Raw genomic sequence first — 16,856 nt, 5'->3', positions numbered from 1 at the left:
AACGCTTATGATCGTCACCTAATATCAGGAGCCATGCAGACTGTCGAGGCGCGCGAGGAGCTACTCTCACGCGCCCGGTCGATCTCTCCCGATGAATTCGAGGTCCTGTGTTCACTCGTTCTTGGCCGGACTCTTCGAACGACGGAGCTGTCAGTAACGCCGAGGTCGCAGGACGGCGGAATCGATATCGAAGGCCGACTCAGTTACGACTGGTTCGCAGCGGACTACGGTGTCCAGGTCAAGCGGTACGCCGAGGAGAACACGGTGGGAAGTGATCGCGTCCATCGGCTCGCAGGGGCGCTTCTCAGCAACAACTACCACTTGGGAACGTTCATAACGACGAGTTCATACACCAAACCGGCCGTCGCGGCGTCGAATCAGCTGCCAGTATAGCTCGTTTCGGGCGATGAGTTGGCCGACGCGATGGTTACTAACAGAATCGGAGTTACGCGAACCGATAACGGATACGAGCTAAGGGCGGAGTTCTGGGACGACCTCGTCGCGGCGAGCGAGCGAATACCGGCGGGTGACGTTCCGCTGGCGAGCAACTTCGATCGCATCCGCACAGTTCTGATAGCGATGAAGTACACCGATGGCACCGCGAATGCGATACACCGGTGGGTGAAGGAGAACCGACCACAGGAGATCTCCAGCCGCCACGTCTACATCAATGCCAACGCCGCAGCAGTCCTCGGGCTCGCACGAACCGAACCACCGACCGGGGATCGGTCCGTAAAGCGATGGGGATTGACTGGACTCGGTGCGCAACTGATAACGACGGCCCCCGGTTCCGAAGAGGAAACGCAGACCTATGCCGAGGCGATTCGTGGCGTCGAGTTGATTCAAAAGCTACTCGTTGAACTCCGTGACCGTGGAGAGTTGAAGAGATGTGAGATAAAGGAAACCATCAGTTCAGAAACCACTGGGCTCTCCGAACAGAGCATCAGTCGCCGTGGGAGTTCGGTCCGAAACTGGTTACAGAGACTCCCAGAAACCCAATCCGAGGGTCCAGGTTCGACCCTGACGTATCTCAGTCAGTAACCTGAAAAGCGCGGGGGTGTCAGTCCGCCTTCGCCTGCCAGTCCCGCACCGTGTCCGCCCCCACACCCTCCACCTCGGCAGCCAGATCGTCCGGCTCGACGTCCTTCAGCGACTTCACGTCCTCGACGCCGGCCGCCTTCAACTTCTCGGCGGTCTTCTCCCCGATGCCCTGGATGGCCTCCAGTTCCGACCCGTCCTGTCGGGACTGGTACTCCCGGTAGTTGCAGATGGGACAGCCGAGCTCCCACGGCTCGTCGCCCGAGTGGACGATCAGATGCGGGAGCCCGTGCTCCTCGCACTCCTCGTCCGTGATCTCGATCTCGCCGCGGCGCGGCAGCGGGAGCGAGTAGTCGCAGTCCGGATAGCGCGTACAGCCCACCAGCCTGGAGCCCGAGCGGAGGCGCTTGATCGCCAGTTCCCCACCCTCCTCCTCCCCGCACTCGGGACACACGCCGATGACCTCGTCCTCCTCCTCGTCCGCCTCGTCGGCCTTGCACTGCGGGCAGCCGTGGACGAACGTCTTCCGCCCGGCGAGCATCTTCACGTGGCTGAGGCCGTGCTCCTCGCACTCCTCCTCCAGGATGAGCGGCTTGCCCGTCGACGGGAGCGGGAGCGTGTACGTGCAGTCCGGGTAGCCGTCGCAGCCGACGAAGTACGAGCCGTGCCGCGACTTGCGCACGAGCAGGTCCTCGCCGCACTCGGGGCACGGACCGAGGCGCTTGTCCGCCTTCAGCGACTTCTGGAGCATGTCGCCCACCTCGTCGCTCGACTCGGTCAGCCCGTCGAACACCTTCTCGAGGATGTCCCGCGACTCCTCCGTCACCTCGTCGTAGTCCTTGTCGCCGTCGGCGATGGCGCGCATGTCCGCCTCGAGCTGGGCGGTCATCTCGTCGGAGACGATGCGGTCGGCGAACGTCTCGCTGGCCTCGACGACCGCCTCCGCCAGCTTCGTCGGGCGCGGCGGGTCGCTCTCGATGTACCCCCGGTCGTACAGCTTCTGGATGACGTCGTGCCGCGTCGCCTTCGTCCCGATGCCCATCTGCTCCATCGTCTCGATGAGCCGCGACTGGCCGTACCGCCGCGGGGGCTGAGTCTGCTTCGCCTCGAACTGCGTGTCGGCCACGCCCAGTTCCTCCCCCTCGGTGACGTCCGGCACGTAGCTCTCGTTGGTCGAGAAGTACGGGTAGACGGCGTGGTACCCCTCCTCCACCAGCCGCTTGCCGTTGGACTTCAGCGAGAGCGGGCCGTCGTTCGGGCCCACGCCGCCGTCGGCCGCGACCTCCGACACGACGCGCAGGTGCTCCCAGGTCGCGTCGGGCGCCACTGTCGCGAAGAAGCGCCGCACCACCAGTTCGTACACCTCCCACTCGGCGTCCGACAGCTCCGAGGCCGACGGGAGCTCCCCCGTCGGGTGGATGGGCGGGTGGTCGGTCGTCTCCTCGTCGCCCTCGGTCGGCACCAGTTCGTCCTGGTCGAGCAGCGAGTCGGCGTCCTCGCCGAACTGCCGCGTCCCCGAGAACTCCTCCAGCAGTTCGCGCTCGTCGAGGTCCTCGGGGTACACCGTGTTGTCCGTCCGCGGGTAGGTCATGTAGCCGGCCGTGTACAGGTCCTCGGCCATGCTCATCGCGCGCTGGGCGGAGTAACCGAGCGACGACGCCGCGCGGATGAACTGCGTCGTGTTGAACGGCGCAGGCGGCTCGTCCGTCCGGGTGCGCCGGCGCACCGAGTCGACCGTCGCGGACTCGGCCCCCTCCAGCACCTCGTAGACGGCCTCCGCGGTCGCCTCGTCCCAGACGCGCTCGGCCTCGGTGCCGTCGTCGTCCTCGTAGAAGTACTGCGCCTCGAACTCGACGTCCTCCTCGTCGTCACCCTCCCGCTTCAGGAGGTCGGCGAACAGCTCCCAGTAGTCCTCGGGGTCGAACGCCTGGATCTCGCGCTCGCGGTCGACGATGAGCTTCAGCGTCGGCCCCTGCACCCGGCCGACGGAGATGAAGTCGTCGCCGAGCTGGCGGGCCGACAGCGAGAGGAACCGAGTCAGGGCGGCGCCCCACACGAGGTCGATGACCTGCCGCGCCTCGCCCGCCGCGGCGAGGTCGAAGTCGATCTCGTCGGGGTTCTCGAACGCGTCGGTCACCTCGCGCTTCGTGATCGAGGAGAAGCGCACGCGGTCGACCGGGGCGTCCTCGTTCACCTCGCGCACGAGTTCGTACGCCTCCTTACCGATGAGTTCACCCTCGCGGTCGTAGTCGGTCGCGATGACGACCCGGTCGGCCTTGCGAGAGAGCAGGCGGAGCGCCCGGACGATGTTCTCCTGGGTCGGGCGCTTCTGGACGGGCGCGTCGATGAGTTCGACCGGTTCGACGTCGCGCCAGTCGTCGTACTCCGGCGGGAAGTCGACCCCGACGACGTGCCCCGAGAGCCCGATACACCGGGTCCCACCCCACCGGTAGACGTTGACGCCGGCCTGGCGCTCGGAGTCGAAGGACTCCCCCGAGAGGATCTCGGCGATCCGCCTCGCGGCGTTGTCCTTCTCCGTGATGATGAGTTCCATTGTCGCATTGATAGGCCGATTCACCTTCTAAAGGTTTCGCGGTCTTTCGTGCGAATCGGTGTCAGTAGACGAGGGTTGGGTTTTGGGCCCAAAACAGACGGGAACAGCGTGAAGTCCCGCGTTCTGCGGTCGTGCGCCACGCGCAGTGGAGGATCCGTTCGTCGTCCGTTCGTTCGCCGTCCGGGCCGAGGCGCGGTCAGTCGAACTCCGATACGGCGTCGGCGGTCTTGTGGAAGCGCCAGCGGTCGTAGAGGAGGTCGACGTCGCCCGCGTCGTCGTCCACCCGGAACTCCACGGGCTCCCGGTTCCCGGCGTCGTCGAGCGCGTAGAAGTCGTATCGCGACCCGTCGTCGTCCGGGACGAGCGGCGTGCCGTCGCCGCCGAGCGCCCCGCCGAGTTCGAGCCGGAGGGTGCCGCCGTCGCGGGCGACGTACGCGCGCTTGATGCCCCGGTAGGAGGCGTACTCGCCAGTCAGCCGGTCGAAGCGGGCGCGGCGCTCGAAGAACGGGACGACCTCCGCCGGGTCCTCGCCCAGCGCGGCGGCGAAGACGCCCATTCCGAGGTGCGCGAGGGGGTAGTCCGGTGAGGCGTTCGCGGCGACCGCGACGCCGAGACCCTCATCGGGGGAGAAGCCCGCGTAGGCGCTGGAGACCGCGATGGAGCCCGAGTGGCCGACCAAGTCGCGGTCGCAGACCCGACGGGTTCGCCAGCCGTAGCCGTACGGCCCGGCGGGCGTGTCGACGTGGCCCTCGTGGAGCGCGCGGACGCCCGCCTCGCTCAGGAGGCGCGACCCGTCGACCTCGCCGTCGTTCAGGTGGAGTCGGAGGTAGTCCGCGAGTTCGCGGACGGACGTCAGGACGCCGCCCGCGGCGCGCGAGCGCTCCCGAATCGGAAGCGAGGCGGCGACGATGTCGTCGTCCTCGCGGAGGTACTGGGTCATGTGGTCGTCGTCCATCGCGAACTCGGTGTCGTCGAACGTCGCGCGGGGCATGTCGAGCGGCTCGAACACGTGGGCGGTGACGTACTCGTCGAACGGCTTGCCCGTGCACGCCTCCACGACCTCGCCAAGCAGCGTGTAGCCGGTGTTGCAGTAGGCGAAGCGCTCGCCCGGCGCCGCCGCTCGCTCGTCGGCCGCGCCCGCGAGGTGCGCGTGGAAGTCCGCCTCGTCGCCGAGCGCGAGCGTGTCGGTCCCCCGCCGCAGCCGCCGGGCGATGAGCGCCTCGCTCACCCCGAGCGACGGGTAGCCCGAGGAGTGGGTGAGGAGGTGATGCAGGCGGATGGGCTCGTCCCCCTCGGCCCCCAGATCGACGTCCAGGTAGTCCGTCACCGGGTCCTCGACCGAGAGCATCCCCGACTCCTGGAGCTGCATGACCGCGAGCGCGGTGAACGACTTCGTCAGCGACCCGATGCCGTACAGCGTGTCGGGCGTCGCCGGCCGGTTGCCCGCGAGGTCGCGCGAGCCGAACCCGTCGGCGTACGCGACCGAGTCGTCGGCCACCACCGCGACGCTCACGCCCGGCAGCCGGTCCCGGCGCATCGTCCGCCGGACGAGCTCCCCCACGGTCCGCTCCGCGTTCGTGTCCATGGGAGCGCGACGGCGCGCGTCGGCTTCAATTCACGGACCGATACGTCGCGGGTGATTGGGGGTTGGTGCGTTTCGGAGGCGGTTACCCAAAGAGAGCGACCACAACAGCAGCGACCACCTCGAAAGCCCCCGCACGTCTCGGCTCGGTTCGGCCGCTGTGCTCCTCGGCTTGCTCCCATCGGTCGCTCGCCTGCGGTGCTTGCTTCGTCCGCGTTCGCCGAGAGCCACGGGGGCTTTCGCGGTCGTCACCAGCGTTCCTACCAGCTATCCACCGAACCATCCATCGCTGATCCGATCACTGAATTCCCTGCCCGACCCGAACCGTTCCGCTACCCGGAGCGTTTTCCCCGCCCGACCCTCGAACCCACCATGCCAGAAACCGACTCGGACCTGTTCGGCATGACGTGGGAGGACGCCGGCGAGGCGTTCCTCACGGCCGACTGCGCCGTCCTCCCGACCGGAAGCGTCGAACAGCACTCGACCCACCTCCCCGTCTCGACCGACACCCTGCGGGCGGACCACCTCACGGCCGAACTCGTCGAGGCGGCCGAGGACCACGGCCTCGAGTTCGTGCGCCTCCCCACGCTCCCGTACGGCTACTCCGAGCACCACATGCGCTTCCCGGGCACCGTGACGCTCTCACAGGACACCTACAAGTCCGTCCTCGTCGACGTGGGCGAGTCGCTCGCCGAGCACGGCGCCGAACGCCTGCTCTTTCTCAATACCCACGGCGGCAACAAGGAGGCGCTGTCGCTCGCGTCGGACCGGCTCAACCGCGACACGGAGCTCACGGCCCACTTCGTCCACTGGACCGACTTCGCCCGCGACGAACTGGAGGACCACTTCGGCGAGGGCTGGGGCCACGCCGGCGACCACGAGACGTCGTTCGTGGAACTGTACCGCCCCGACCTCGTGAAGGAGGGGAAGAAGGAGCCCCAGACGACGAGGGAGCTCCCCGAGACCCGCTCGTGGACCTACTTCGACGACGTGACCGAGCAGGGCGGGCTGGGCGACCCGACGAACTCCGACCCCGAGTTCATGAAGGAGGTCGTCACCAACACGACCGACCGCATCCTCGATGCGCTGACGGACGACATCGGCGCCGGCTGGTAATCGGGAGACTGCGGTTCGAATCGGAGCGTCGAGCGGCCGACTCGTCCGCCCGATTGTGGGTTCGGAACCCGCGATTCACCGACGGAAAAACCGACGGGGGATGACGCCGACCGGCCGATCGAAAATCGATATACTGCGACCCGAATCGGAGAAGTCAAGCGACGATCCGGGGTCGATTCAGACCGCCGGGCCGCGCTTCGACTCGCCGTCGCCGTCGACGCCCGCGGACCCGACATCCCCGTCACCCGCGCGTCGCGCCCGCAGGACGAGCAGCACGGCGCCGGCGCCAATCACCGTCAGCGCCAGGCGGACCAGGCCGCCGCCGGGAACGAACTGGGTGAGCGCCACGACGAGGAGACCGAAGCCGAGCGCCAGCCAGCGTGCGTTCTCGGCGTCCGCACGGTCGAGCGCCCGCAGGGCCCACGTTCCGAGCGTGAACGCGCCGAGCACCAGCCCGGCCCACAGCAGCAGGCCGTAGGCGACGCCGCCGAGCAGGGCGAGGGGGATGCCGATCAGCGTGATCGCCAGGAGCACGAGGCCGACCGGGACGAGCAGGAGCGCCGCCAGCCCCACGCCGCCGCTCCGGGCGGTGTCGGTCAGGCCGGCCTCGCTCACCTCGCCCACGAAGCGGGGCGCGACGAGCAGCAGGACGGCCCCGAGCGCGAGGTGGACGAGCGTGCTGTACAGCACGCCCAGCCACGCGGGAAGGGTGAACAGCGCACCGTCGAAGTTCCAGGCCGCCGCGCCGTCGAGGTCCGTCCGGCTGACCGTGCCGGCCACGCCGTCGCCCTCGTAGGCGAAGTCGTCGGAGTCGTACGCGACGTTCCCGCCGACGGTCGCGGTCGGGCCGATGCGGATCCGGTCGGCGCCCGCGGTCACGTCGCCCGAGACGGCGCCGTCGACGAGCACCTCGCCGGCACCGACCTCGAGGTCGCCGCCGACAGCGCCCGACTCGCGCAGCATGAACGCGCCGGTGCCGACCTCGACGTTGCCGTCGACGCGGCCCTCGATGGTCACCGCGCCGGCCGCGCCGGAGAGGTCGCCGGTGACGACGCCGGTGGGCGCGACGAGCACCGTCCCGCCGGCCGCGTTCAGGTCGCCGTCGACCGTCCCGCGGACGACGATGGTGCCGCCGACCGCGTCGAGGTCGCCGTTCACGGTCTCGCCCTCGGCGACGACGACGGTGCCGCCGAAACTCGATTCAGCGGCCGCCGCCGGCCCGCTCGCGACCAGGAGGAGCACAAGGAGCGCGGCGAGGAGCCGCAGTGCTGTGGATTGCATGATCGCCATTATAGACGCTGGGCGAGGGGATAAACTAGTATCAGCATACCGATACCATACCACTTCGTTGCACGGTCGGGAGGGGCACCGTTCAGACGTGCTCGTCGAGGAACTCCGCGATGGCTTCGAACTCCTCGACGAGGTTCTCCCGCGAGGTCGTGTGGTGCCCCTCGTCCTCGAAGATCAGTTTCTCGACCGGGACGCCGCGCTCGCGCACCGCCTCGACCACCTGCTCGGCCTCCCCGACGGGGACGCGCGGGTCGTTCGCGCCGTGTTGCACGAACAGTGGACACCGGACGTTCTCGACGTGCGAGAGCGGCGAGATGGACTTCAGGAACTCGTAGTCGTCCACCAGGCTGCCGTATTCGGCCTCGCGGTGGCTCCGGCGCCACTCGCCCGTGTTCTCCAGGAACGTCGTGAAGTCGGCGATGCCGACGAAGTCGACCGCGGCGGCCCACAGGTCGGGGTACTCGGTGATGGCCGCGAGCACCATGAACCCGCCGTACGAGCGGCCGTAGGCGACGACCCGGTCGGGATCGACGTCGGGTCGCCCCTCGAGCCACTCCACCGCCGCGGCGATATCCGCGACCGAGTCCATCCGTCTCTCCACGTCGTCAAGGTGGGCGTAGGCCTTCCCGTACCCCGACGAGCCGCGGACGTTCGGTTCCAGCACGGCGTAGCCGCGATTCAGGAAGAACTGCTTTGTCGGGTAGAACCACGGCCGGCGCTGGTGTTCGGGACCGCCGTGGATGTCAACGATGACCGGGGCGGGGTCGTCGGCGGACGCTCCCTCCGGGCTGGTCCAGTACGCGGGTATCTCCCGCCCGTCGAACGTCTCGTAGTGCACCGTCTCGGGCGCCCGGAAGGACTCCTCGGGAAGACCGTTCGTCCCGACGGGCGTCCAGATGGTCTCCTCAGTTTCGCCGTACTCGACGCTGTGAACGCCGTACGGCTCCGTCGGCGCCGTGTGGGTGAACGCCACCCGCTCGGCGTCCGGGCCGAACGTGAACCCCGACGCGATACCGTCCACCTCGGGCGCATCCGTCGGCTCGAAGTCGGTTCCGTCGAGGGTTCCCGTGCGGACCGCCGAGTAGCCACCCTCGTTAACGGCGAACGCAAGCCGCCCCGTCTCGGCGTCGTACGCCAGCGCGTCCACGTTCCAGGCGGCAGTTCCCGGTTCGCCGCTCCGATTCCCGTCGCAGCCTGCGACTTTCTCGAGTTCACCGGTATCGAGATCGAATCGACCTACGTGGGTCGTGTCCGTCCCGTGATCGGTGATGCAGTACAGGCCGCCGTCGCCGTCGAAGTGGACGTGGGAGTAGGTCGCCTCCGCGTCGTCCGAGAGCGTCGTGACCTCGCCCGAGTCGAGGTCGAGCAGCGAGAGCTCCACGTCATAACTCGAGTGTGGCTTCGAGATGACGAGCCGCTCGCCGCGGGGGCCGAACGCCTCGACGTCGAGCCAGCCGCCCGGTCCCTCGTGTACTCGCTCGGGGTGACCCGGGTCACACCCCTCGCCTCGCTCGCAGCCCGCGCCGACGCGCTGGACGTACACGTCGAAGCGGCCGTCCTCGTCGCGGTTCGCGGTATAGGCGATCCGCTCGCCGTCCGGCCCCCAGGCGCCCCAGGCGTGCTTCGACTCGGGGTCGGCCGTCAGCGCCGTCTCGGCTCCGGTGTCGAGGTCGTAGTGGAACAGCTGGTCGCGCTCGTCGCTCCCGCGGTCCATGCCGAAGACGAACGCCTCGTCGGTCGGCGACGCAGCGACCGTCGAGACGCGCTCCTCGTGCGGGGTGAGTCGCTCGGGCCACGCCCCGGGGTCGCTCGTCGTCCACACCTGCGGCGTGCCGGAGGTGTCCGCGAGGAACAGCAGTCGGCCAGCGGGCGTGACCGTCGGGGAGTCGACGTGCTCGACGGCGAGGTACCGGGCCACGCCGTACGCCGGCTCCGTATCGGTGTCGCTCATGCTCCCTCCGGGTGTCGGGGTCGGCTAAAGGGTTGGCGTGTCGGCGAGCCGCGAGTCGGGTCGAGGGCGAGTTCGATACCCGGAGACGGCGCGACGAAACGGAGGCTATTCCGAATCGGTCAAGTAGCGGTTCGGCCGAACGTCTCGTGTGACGACTCGTCCGAGACCGCCGGGTCGGACGCTCACCTCGGGTTACTGCCGAATCGGTACTCGCGGGGATAACGGGGACCCGGTACCGTTCGTCGATCGGCGAATCGACCGACTGGAGTGGCCTACAGTTGGGACAGAACGACCCTACCATGCGTATACAGGCCCAATCCCTTACAACGTTTCTCCCGAACATATCGGATATGCGATTTTCCAGCAGTCAGGAGTCGGAGGACGACCCCGAATCACGGGAGTCGGCAGGCGTCGAGGCACGAGACGGAGTGCGCGTTCTGTCGGACGAAGGACCCTCGTCGAATCGCCATCACCGCCTCGTGACCGACGGCGGAACGGACGAGGAGGCCGAGGGCGACGAGGAAGACGAAGGTGCGGACGAGGGCGATGAAGGCGGCGACGAGGGTGAGGAGGATACCGAGGAGGAAGGCGAGGAAGAGGGAGAGGACGAGGCAGCCCAGGAAGAAGGTGAGGAAGGCGAGGAGGAGGAAGAAGGCGAACAGGGTGCCGAAGAGGAAGAAGGTGAGGAAGGTACCGAAGAGGAAGGGGAGGAAGGCGAAGAAGGTGCTGAAGGTGAGGAAGAAGGCGAGCAGGGCGCCGAGGAGGGAGAAGAAGGTGAGGAAGGCGCTGAAGAGGAGGGGGAGCGTGCGACCGTCCTCCACCTCGACCTCGAGGGGCTGTTCCTCAACCTGCTCGGCCTGGAGGTCGACCTGAACGAGGTGGTCCTCGACGTGGACGCGGTGAAGGGGGAGAACAACCTGCTCGGCAACCTCCTCTCCGGGGTCGCGGGACTGCTCAAGCCGATGTCCGGCGGCGGGCTGGGCAGCCTCCTCGGCGGACTGCCCGGCCTGGGAGATCTGCTCGGCGGCTCCGGCGGCGAGGGTGAAGACGAGGAAGGTGAGGGCGGAGGTGGCGTGTCCAATTGGGCCTCCTCCGCGAAGGAGTCCGTCTCGGGGCCAGTCAGTGACGCGCTGGAGAAGATCGATATCAATGCCATCCTGACCCAGGTGCTGAAGGAGTTCGTCTCCGAGCTGTTCGGCGACGGCTCCGAGGAGTCGAGCGAATCTGACGGGGAGTCCAGCACATGAGCGAGAACGAGGACGGCAACGGGGACGACGGTGGAAGCGGTGATGGGAACGGCGACGGTGAGCAGTTAGACGTCGTCCAGTCCGTCAAGGGGATCGACTTCGAGGAGGTGTTCGAAGGGACGCCCCTCGAGGGATCGCCACAGGAGGGGGAGTCGACGGCCGAGTACGTCGGCGGCCGCATCGGCTCCTTCCTCGGGAGGAGCCTCGGCGCATGGCTGGGGGGGCTCATCGTCGCTTCGCTGACGGAGACGCTGGCGGGCGACGAGGAGGAAGGTGAAGGCGAAGAGGAGGAAGGCGAGGAAGGAGAAGGCGAAGAGGAAGAAAGCGGGGAAGGCGAGGAAGAAGGGGAAGGTGATGGGGACGAAGACGAGGCCGACGAGGACGACGAGGAGTGAGCATGTCGTTTCCCACTGGCCGAAACCGCCGACGGCGGGTGACGGTCGATGAGTGACGAGCCCGATCCGAAGGCGGCGATCGTCGAGGAGGTACGCGAACAGGCCGACGTCGGCGACCTCCTGGCAGGCGGCGACATCGAGGACCAGCTGGACGGCGAGTCGCTCGGCCGCACGCTGGGTAAGTCGCTCGGCGCCATGGCAGGTCGGCAACTCGGTCGACGGATCGCACGGCGAGTTCGGGACTGGCTGCCGTTCGTCAGCGACCCCGACCGGGAACTGTCGCTTCCGGGCCGGGTTCTTCGGGCGCTAGTGGTCGCCATCGGTCGGACCTTCTCACAGCCACAGTTCCAGGACGCCGTCGGCGACGCGCTTCAGGGGATCGCCGAGCGTGGCGAGGAGGCCCAGGAGACCGCGGAGGACGCCGCTGAGACCGCAGGGGAGACCGCCGAAGAGGCCGCCGACCAGGCGACTGAGACGGCCGAGGACGCGGCCGACCAGGCGACCGACACGGCAGAAGGGGTGGCCGACCAGGCGACCGATGCGGCCGGAGGCGCGGCCGACGCCGCGGGGGAGGCGGCCGACGCCGCGGGGGAGGCGGCCGACACCGCGACAGGGGCGGGCTCCGACGCCGTGGAGGCGCTCCAGGGGGACACGGGCGACCTCAAACGCGAGACGTACCGCGAACTGCTCGACGTGCTCTCCTACTCCGACCTCCAGTCGGTCGCCAAGTCTGTCGACGTGAAGGCGAACCTGGGGCGCGAGGAGATGACCAACGCCATCGTCGAGCAGTTCGCGGAGGAGGAAGCCCAGGAGGCCCAGGACGAGACCGAGGAGGCGGAATCCTCCGACGGGGGGGAGGGTGGGAGCGGTTGACGGAACCCTCCTCGGAGCCGGAGGACCGGGCCACAGAACTCGCGAACCGCCTCGCGGAGGCGACCGACCGCATCGTCCCGCTCCTCGACGAGGGGGAGGGCCTCTCGTCCGAGGACGAGGATGCGGTCGGCGACGCGCTCGCGGAGTTCGCGGAAGAGGCACGGGAGGCCGACTTCGAGACGTTGCTTCGGGCCGCCGGATTCGAGGACCTGCCCGACGACCCGAAGCCCACGGACCTCCCGGAACTCGTGGGGCAGGCGGACGACGAGGAGGTCGATACCGTCCACCGATTACTCGGGCTTCGGGATCTGGCGGAGGAGTGGGAGGGCCTGGAGTCCGACGAGCGGCACGAACAGCTTCGGGACCTGTTCGAGGGCGTTTCGGCCGACAGCGGGGTGGGTGATACCGTGGAATCGACAGACGACGGTTCGACCGCCGAACCTGACGAGACCGAGGAAGCAGAGGAACCCGGGGACGAAGCCGAGTCCGAGGACGACGAGCGATCCGGGGGAACCGCGTCGTTCGTCGACAGGCTTCGGGACGCGGCGAATCAACTCTCTGAGACCGCCGCCGAGAGCGTGGCCGACGAGACGGAGGCGGCGGCGGACGCCGTCACGGGCGATGACGAAGCCGAAGAAGCCGAGGAAGCCGAGGAAGCCGAAGACGAAGCGGAACCAGAAGAGGACGACGAGTCGGACCGGAAGTCCCGCTCCCGCCGGGGACGGTACTCCTCGATGCCGTCGAACCGTCCGGACATGCAGGGCGTCGGTCGCAAGTCGACGATGCCCCGCCGCAAGCGGAACTGATCGAGGGGGATTCCGGCGGTTCGGGCCTCAGTCCCCGAACCGTTCGAGGACCGCCGCGGTCGTCCGAATCCCGTTCTCGAAGCAGGTCAGGTCGAGGTGCTCGTTCGGCGAGTGGTTCGCCTGGTCCGGGTTCGCGTACGGGACGACGAGCACCGGCACGTCGGCGAGCGCCTCGACGCGCCGGAAGAACGCGGCCGGGAGCGAGCCGCCGAGCACCGGGAGTTCGACCGGTTCCTCGTCCCACACCGCGGCGAGCGCCTCGCGAACCGGGTCGGCGGCGGGCGCGTCGACGGGCGTCTTCATGGGCGGGAACGTCGTCCCCTTGGTGACGACGACGTCCGGGTGTTCGGCCGCGACGTGCTCGCGGATCCGGTCAAAGATCCTGTCCGGGTCCTGTCCGGGGACGAGCCGGCAGTCGCACTTCGCGGTCGCCTCGCAGGGGACGATCGTCTTGCTTCCCTCACCCTGGTAGCCGGAGTCGAGGCCGTTGACGTTGAGGACCGGCTCCAGCAACAGGCGTTCGTAGTACGGCTTCCCGGTCGCGAGGTGAGTGAGACCGAGTTCCTCGCGAATGGCGTCCTCGTCGTCCGGGAGTCGGTCGACCAGCTCGCGGTCCGCGTCAGTCACCTCAGTATCGTCGTGGAAGCCGTCGACGGTGACCTCGTCGCCGGAGACCATCGACGCGAGCACCTCCGTCAGTTCGGTCGCGGCGTTCGGGACCGGGCCGCCGAAGTTGCCGGAGTGGAGGTCCGCGTTCGCGGTCCGGAGGTCGAGCTGGAAGGTGAGGATGCCGCGGTTACCGTAGAGGAGCGTCGGCCGGCCGCTGCGATGCTGGGGCCCGTCCGCCACGTACACCAGGTCCACGTCGGCGATCTCGGCGGCATCGCCTTCGAGGTACCCCGCAAGGCCCAGGCTGCCGCTCTCCTCGCCGCCCTCGACGAGCACCTTCACGTTCACGTCGGGCAGTTCCCCGGCTCCGTCGAGGGCGTCCACCGCGAACGCGTGGCACGCGAACTGGCCCTTGTTGTCGCCGGCGCCGCGGGCGTAGATGCTGCCGTCGCGGACCGTCGGCTCGAATGCCAGCGAGTCCCACGCTTCGGCGTCCTCGGCTGGTTGGACGTCGTAGTGGCCGTAGAACAGCACCGTCGGCGCGTCGGGGTCGGCGAGTCGCTCGGCGTACACGAGCGGGTAGTGGTCGGTCTCGATTCGTCGGGCGTCGAAGCCGAACTCGCCGAAGAAGTCCGTCACCGCGTCGGCACCCCCCTCCATTCCCTCGCCCGTCGCGCTGACGGTCGGGAGACGGAGGAGTTCGAACAGCGCCTCGCGGTAGCCGTCGAGTCGATCGTCGATTGCCGCGTCGGTCGCGCACATGCGGATACGGGCGTCGGAGGGGGCTTCGCTGTTGTGCAGGCGGCGCGTCGTGCCGGAGATGAGTCGGTGGTAGGGACTCGTTACCTCGCCGAGCAGGCAGTCCTATCGCGGAAATACGCCTTCAACGCGCAGACAGCGTTTAGAACGACTATGAATCCGATTTTCGGCGTTTCTCAAGCCCGATGACGGGCCGGGACTTCGTCCATCGGGACAGGTTTTGTATCGCGTTATTCGATTTACAGTGTCGAGTGTGAGGCACTCACGCGTGACAGCGAATCGGCCCAAAGCAAGCAGTATGGATTCTCTCGCTGCAGTACTCTGAATCGACTTCCGGAAGTCCGGGGAATCCGAGGGTCGTGGGGGCTCACGATCAGTAGGAGCGGGCGAATCCTCTGAGAACAGTCGATTTGGAGGACGGCCGAACGATTGCCAGAACGGGGGCCAAATCGAGCCCCAAGCTCGAAGGAATAGCCACGGAACATGACGGTTGGATCCAGCGTCACTCCGAACACGTGACGGTAGCGGACGCTCCTTCGATAGTACTCTTCGCGCGTGAGGGTCTCGGATCGGCGGGACCCGGGATGAGGTAGCTTGTGAACCCACCACCCAGGAGAACGTAGAGGTATCACCTGCGATTCGCCGACCGCCGAGAACAGTCCGAACGACCGAACAGACCGGGCGTCCCCGCCTTTCAGTTGACCCTGCATTCGAGGACAGTTGCGAAGAGAGTTGATCGGTAGGACCCAACAGGTGTCCGGGATCGCTCCAGCAGCCGAGGGACTCCTTTCCGGACGACGAAAATCGGGAGCCGACGCGGAGCCAGCGAATCCCCTCCCACTAATCGACCCCATTACATGCCGATTTCGGCGCTCTGGACGCCTCAAACGCCGTATCCGGGCCTAGTCTTACGCTTCCAGGAGAGCTACCGGAACGGAGCTAGTGAATCGTATTTCGCTATATCAAATTTTCCGACGGAGCCACGATGGAGGTTCGACCGGCTGCTTCCGGCTTCGCAAGAGCTACCGATGCCGACACCGGAGGTTCAGGCGGATTCCCGTGGCGAACCAGGACGCGCGCGTCGACATGACGACCGGCGCAATCCCCCCGCGGCTGTTCAGACTCGCGTGGCCGCTCGTCCTGGGGAACCTGCTGCAGACGCTGTACAACCTCGCGGACATGTTCTGGGTCGGACGCGTGAGTCCGGAGGCGGTCGCGGCCGTCTCCCTGATGTTCCCGCTGTCGTGGATGTTCGTCTCGACGGCGATGGGGCTCACCGCGGCGACCATCGCGCTCGTCTCCCAGCACGTCGGGGCGGGCGAGGACCGGGCGGCCGACAGGGTCGTCGGGCAGACGACGCTGCTCGCGATCGGCGTCTCGCTCGTTCTGATGGTCGTCGGGCTGCTCGGGCGCGTACCGCTCCTCCGGTGGATCGGCGCGCGGGGCGAGGTGTTCGTCCAGTCGCTCGCGTACATCGAGGTCATCTTCCTCACGCTCCCGCTCACGTTCCTCTTCTTCGCGTTCCGGTCGTCGCTCCAGGGCGCGGGCGACACCAAGACGGCGATGTGGCTCGTGGCCGTCTCAGCCGGCTTCAACATCGTCCTCGACCCGTTCCTCGTGCTCGGCTGGTGGGTGTTCCCTGCGTTGGGCACCCGCGGGGCCGCCGTGGCGACGTTCCTCTCGCGGGGACTCGCGGCCGGCGTCGGCGTGTACATCCTCCTGCGCGGCGATTGGGGGATCCGGCTCCACGTTCGCGACCTCCGACCCGACCCGGAGCTGCTCCGTCGGCTCGTGGACGTCGGCTATCCCGCGACGCTCGACGGATGGGCGCGGTCGTTCGCCGCGGTTGCGATGGCCGCGCTGGTCGCCCGGTTCGGCCCAGCCGCGACGGCCGCCTACGGCATCGGCGTGCGGCTGATGTCCGTCTCCTGGACGGTAGCGGGTGCCGTCGGGCAGGCGACCGCCACGGGCGTCGGTCAGAACCTCGGCGCGGAGACGCCGGAACGGGCCAGCCAGGTGACCGCCACGGCGACCGGCGCGACGATGGCGCTGCTGTTCGCGGCTGGCGGACTCGTCTGGTGGTTCCCCGCCACCGCCATCCGGGTGTTCGTCGGCGACCCCGCCGTCGTCACGGAGGGCGTGACGTTCCTCCGGGTGGTCGCCCTCTCGTGGGGCTTCTTCGGCGGTCTGATGGTCGTTCAGGGGGCGTTCCGCGGCGCCGGCGACACCCGGGTCGCGATGGCGCTGTCGCTGTGCTCGCGGTGGCTGTTCCGCATCCCGACGGCGCTGGTGCTCGCGTTCGCCTGGACCGTCACCGTCCCCGGCGTCGGCGTCGTCTCGGGAATGGACGTCGGCGTCGTGGGGCTCTGGTGGGCCTACGCGCTGAGCGCGGTCGCTTCGTTCGTCGTCGGCGTCGCCTGGTTCCTGCGCGGGACCTGGAAGGAGGGCATCATCGAGCGGGACGCGCCGACGGCCGGCGACGATTGACAACTGGCAACGGGAAGCAGGCCATCGAGCCCCACGCGGGCGGTTAGCCCGGCTCCGTTGTAACTCCGGGAGAGTGAACAGTTCGGCACCTCAACGGGTAGTGGAGATGAGGTAGCGATCAGATAAGACCGAAACGTGCTGCGAAACTG

13 protein-coding genes are annotated in these 16,856 nt (G+C 68.1%); 8 read left to right on the top strand and 5 right to left on the bottom strand.

Going from position 1 to position 16,856, the window contains the following annotated elements; genetic code table 11:
- Window positions 1–33: 33 nt before the first annotated feature.
- The gene (locus tag HUG10_RS14835; RefSeq protein WP_179170310.1) at window positions 34–393 is read left to right on the top strand and encodes a restriction endonuclease; all 360 of its coding nucleotides are present in this window, start codon (window positions 34–36) and stop codon (window positions 391–393) included.
- Between the two features lie 30 nt (window positions 394–423).
- On the top strand, window positions 424–1,041 hold the full coding sequence (locus tag HUG10_RS14830) for a hypothetical protein (protein ID WP_179170309.1): 618 nt from the start codon (window positions 424–426) through the stop codon (window positions 1,039–1,041).
- A gap of 19 nt (window positions 1,042–1,060) precedes the next feature.
- On the opposite strand, the gene HUG10_RS14825 is transcribed toward HUG10_RS14830, so the two are convergent.
- On the bottom strand, window positions 1,061–3,592 hold the full coding sequence (locus tag HUG10_RS14825) for a DNA topoisomerase I (RefSeq protein ID WP_394354967.1): 2,532 nt from the start codon (window positions 3,590–3,592) through the stop codon (window positions 1,061–1,063).
- A 196-nt stretch (window positions 3,593–3,788) separates the two neighbouring features.
- Entirely contained in the window at window positions 3,789–5,177 is a 1,389-nt protein-coding gene (locus HUG10_RS14820) for a serine hydrolase (RefSeq protein WP_179170308.1), read from the bottom strand.
- A 369-nt stretch (window positions 5,178–5,546) separates the two neighbouring features.
- Here HUG10_RS14820 and HUG10_RS14815 point away from each other — a divergent pair, with 369 nt between their 5' ends.
- Window positions 5,547–6,290, top strand: a complete 744-nt coding sequence (locus HUG10_RS14815; RefSeq protein WP_179170307.1) for a creatininase family protein — start codon at window positions 5,547–5,549, stop codon at window positions 6,288–6,290.
- Window positions 6,291–6,467: 177 nt separating this feature from the next.
- Here HUG10_RS14815 and HUG10_RS14810 read toward each other — a convergent pair whose 3' ends face one another.
- Window positions 6,468–7,571, bottom strand: a complete 1,104-nt coding sequence (locus HUG10_RS14810) for a bactofilin family protein (RefSeq protein WP_179170306.1) — start codon at window positions 7,569–7,571, stop codon at window positions 6,468–6,470.
- Between the two features lie 91 nt (window positions 7,572–7,662).
- Window positions 7,663–9,531, bottom strand: a complete 1,869-nt coding sequence (locus tag HUG10_RS14805; RefSeq protein ID WP_179170305.1) for a S9 family peptidase — start codon at window positions 9,529–9,531, stop codon at window positions 7,663–7,665.
- Window positions 9,532–9,881: 350 nt separating this feature from the next.
- Here HUG10_RS14805 and HUG10_RS14800 point away from each other — a divergent pair, with 350 nt between their 5' ends.
- From HUG10_RS14800 to HUG10_RS14785, 4 genes are read left to right on the top strand one after another with little or no spacing between them, the layout of a single operon-like run.
- A complete protein-coding gene (locus HUG10_RS14800; RefSeq protein ID WP_179170304.1) occupies window positions 9,882–10,778 on the top strand; it encodes a hypothetical protein in 897 nt (298 codons plus the stop codon).
- Window positions 10,775–11,173 (top strand): hypothetical protein, encoded by a 399-nt coding sequence (locus tag HUG10_RS14795; protein ID WP_179170303.1) that lies wholly within the window; start codon window positions 10,775–10,777, stop codon window positions 11,171–11,173. Before HUG10_RS14800 ends, HUG10_RS14795 begins: the two co-directional genes overlap by 4 nt.
- A gap of 48 nt (window positions 11,174–11,221) precedes the next feature.
- On the top strand, window positions 11,222–12,046 hold the full coding sequence (locus tag HUG10_RS14790; RefSeq protein WP_179170302.1) for a hypothetical protein: 825 nt from the start codon (window positions 11,222–11,224) through the stop codon (window positions 12,044–12,046).
- Complete coding sequence (locus HUG10_RS14785) at window positions 12,043–12,852, top strand: hypothetical protein (RefSeq protein WP_179170301.1); 810 nt, start codon at window positions 12,043–12,045, stop codon at window positions 12,850–12,852. Before HUG10_RS14790 ends, HUG10_RS14785 begins: the two co-directional genes overlap by 4 nt.
- Window positions 12,853–12,879: 27 nt before the next feature.
- Here the strand turns inward: HUG10_RS14785 and HUG10_RS14780 are convergent, their stop codons facing one another.
- On the bottom strand, window positions 12,880–14,223 hold the full coding sequence (locus HUG10_RS14780) for a M20/M25/M40 family metallo-hydrolase (RefSeq protein WP_179170300.1): 1,344 nt from the start codon (window positions 14,221–14,223) through the stop codon (window positions 12,880–12,882).
- 1,083 nt (window positions 14,224–15,306) lie between these two features.
- Between HUG10_RS14780 and HUG10_RS14775 the strand changes: the two genes are divergently transcribed.
- Window positions 15,307–16,707: an MATE family efflux transporter gene (locus tag HUG10_RS14775; RefSeq protein ID WP_179171100.1), complete on the top strand. Its 1,401-nt coding sequence runs from the start codon at window positions 15,307–15,309 to the stop codon at window positions 16,705–16,707.
- The last annotated feature ends 149 nt before the right edge of the window (window positions 16,708–16,856 follow it).

It is taken from the genome of Halorarum halophilum (assembly GCF_013401515.1).
In the GTDB taxonomy this organism is placed as follows: Archaea; Halobacteriota; Halobacteria; order Halobacteriales; family Haloferacaceae; genus Halorarum; species Halorarum halophilum.
Note: the sequence above shows the minus strand (reverse complement) of the source record. Positions and strands in the feature narration are given on the sequence as shown.

What these genes read in the sequence shown, in the direction of transcription:
- HUG10_RS14835 (WP_179170310.1), top strand. Translation starts at nt 34, where the DNA reads ATGCAGACTGTCGAGGCGCGCGAGGAGCTACTCTCACGCGCCCGGTCG.
- HUG10_RS14830 (WP_179170309.1), top strand. Translation starts at nt 424, where the DNA reads ATGGTTACTAACAGAATCGGAGTTACGCGAACCGATAACGGATACGAG.
- HUG10_RS14825 (WP_394354967.1), bottom strand. Translation starts at nt 3,592, where the DNA reads ATGGAACTCATCATCACGGAGAAGGACAACGCCGCGAGGCGGATCGCC.
- HUG10_RS14820 (WP_179170308.1), bottom strand. Translation starts at nt 5,177, where the DNA reads ATGGACACGAACGCGGAGCGGACCGTGGGGGAGCTCGTCCGGCGGACG.
- HUG10_RS14815 (WP_179170307.1), top strand. Translation starts at nt 5,547, where the DNA reads ATGCCAGAAACCGACTCGGACCTGTTCGGCATGACGTGGGAGGACGCC.
- HUG10_RS14810 (WP_179170306.1), bottom strand. Translation starts at nt 7,571, where the DNA reads ATGCAATCCACAGCACTGCGGCTCCTCGCCGCGCTCCTTGTGCTCCTC.
- HUG10_RS14805 (WP_179170305.1), bottom strand. Translation starts at nt 9,531, where the DNA reads ATGAGCGACACCGATACGGAGCCGGCGTACGGCGTGGCCCGGTACCTC.
- HUG10_RS14800 (WP_179170304.1), top strand. Translation starts at nt 9,882, where the DNA reads ATGCGATTTTCCAGCAGTCAGGAGTCGGAGGACGACCCCGAATCACGG.
- HUG10_RS14795 (WP_179170303.1), top strand. Translation starts at nt 10,775, where the DNA reads ATGAGCGAGAACGAGGACGGCAACGGGGACGACGGTGGAAGCGGTGAT.
- HUG10_RS14790 (WP_179170302.1), top strand. Translation starts at nt 11,222, where the DNA reads ATGAGTGACGAGCCCGATCCGAAGGCGGCGATCGTCGAGGAGGTACGC.
- HUG10_RS14780 (WP_179170300.1), bottom strand. Translation starts at nt 14,223, where the DNA reads ATGTGCGCGACCGACGCGGCAATCGACGATCGACTCGACGGCTACCGC.
- HUG10_RS14775 (WP_179171100.1), top strand. Translation starts at nt 15,307, where the DNA reads ATGACGACCGGCGCAATCCCCCCGCGGCTGTTCAGACTCGCGTGGCCG.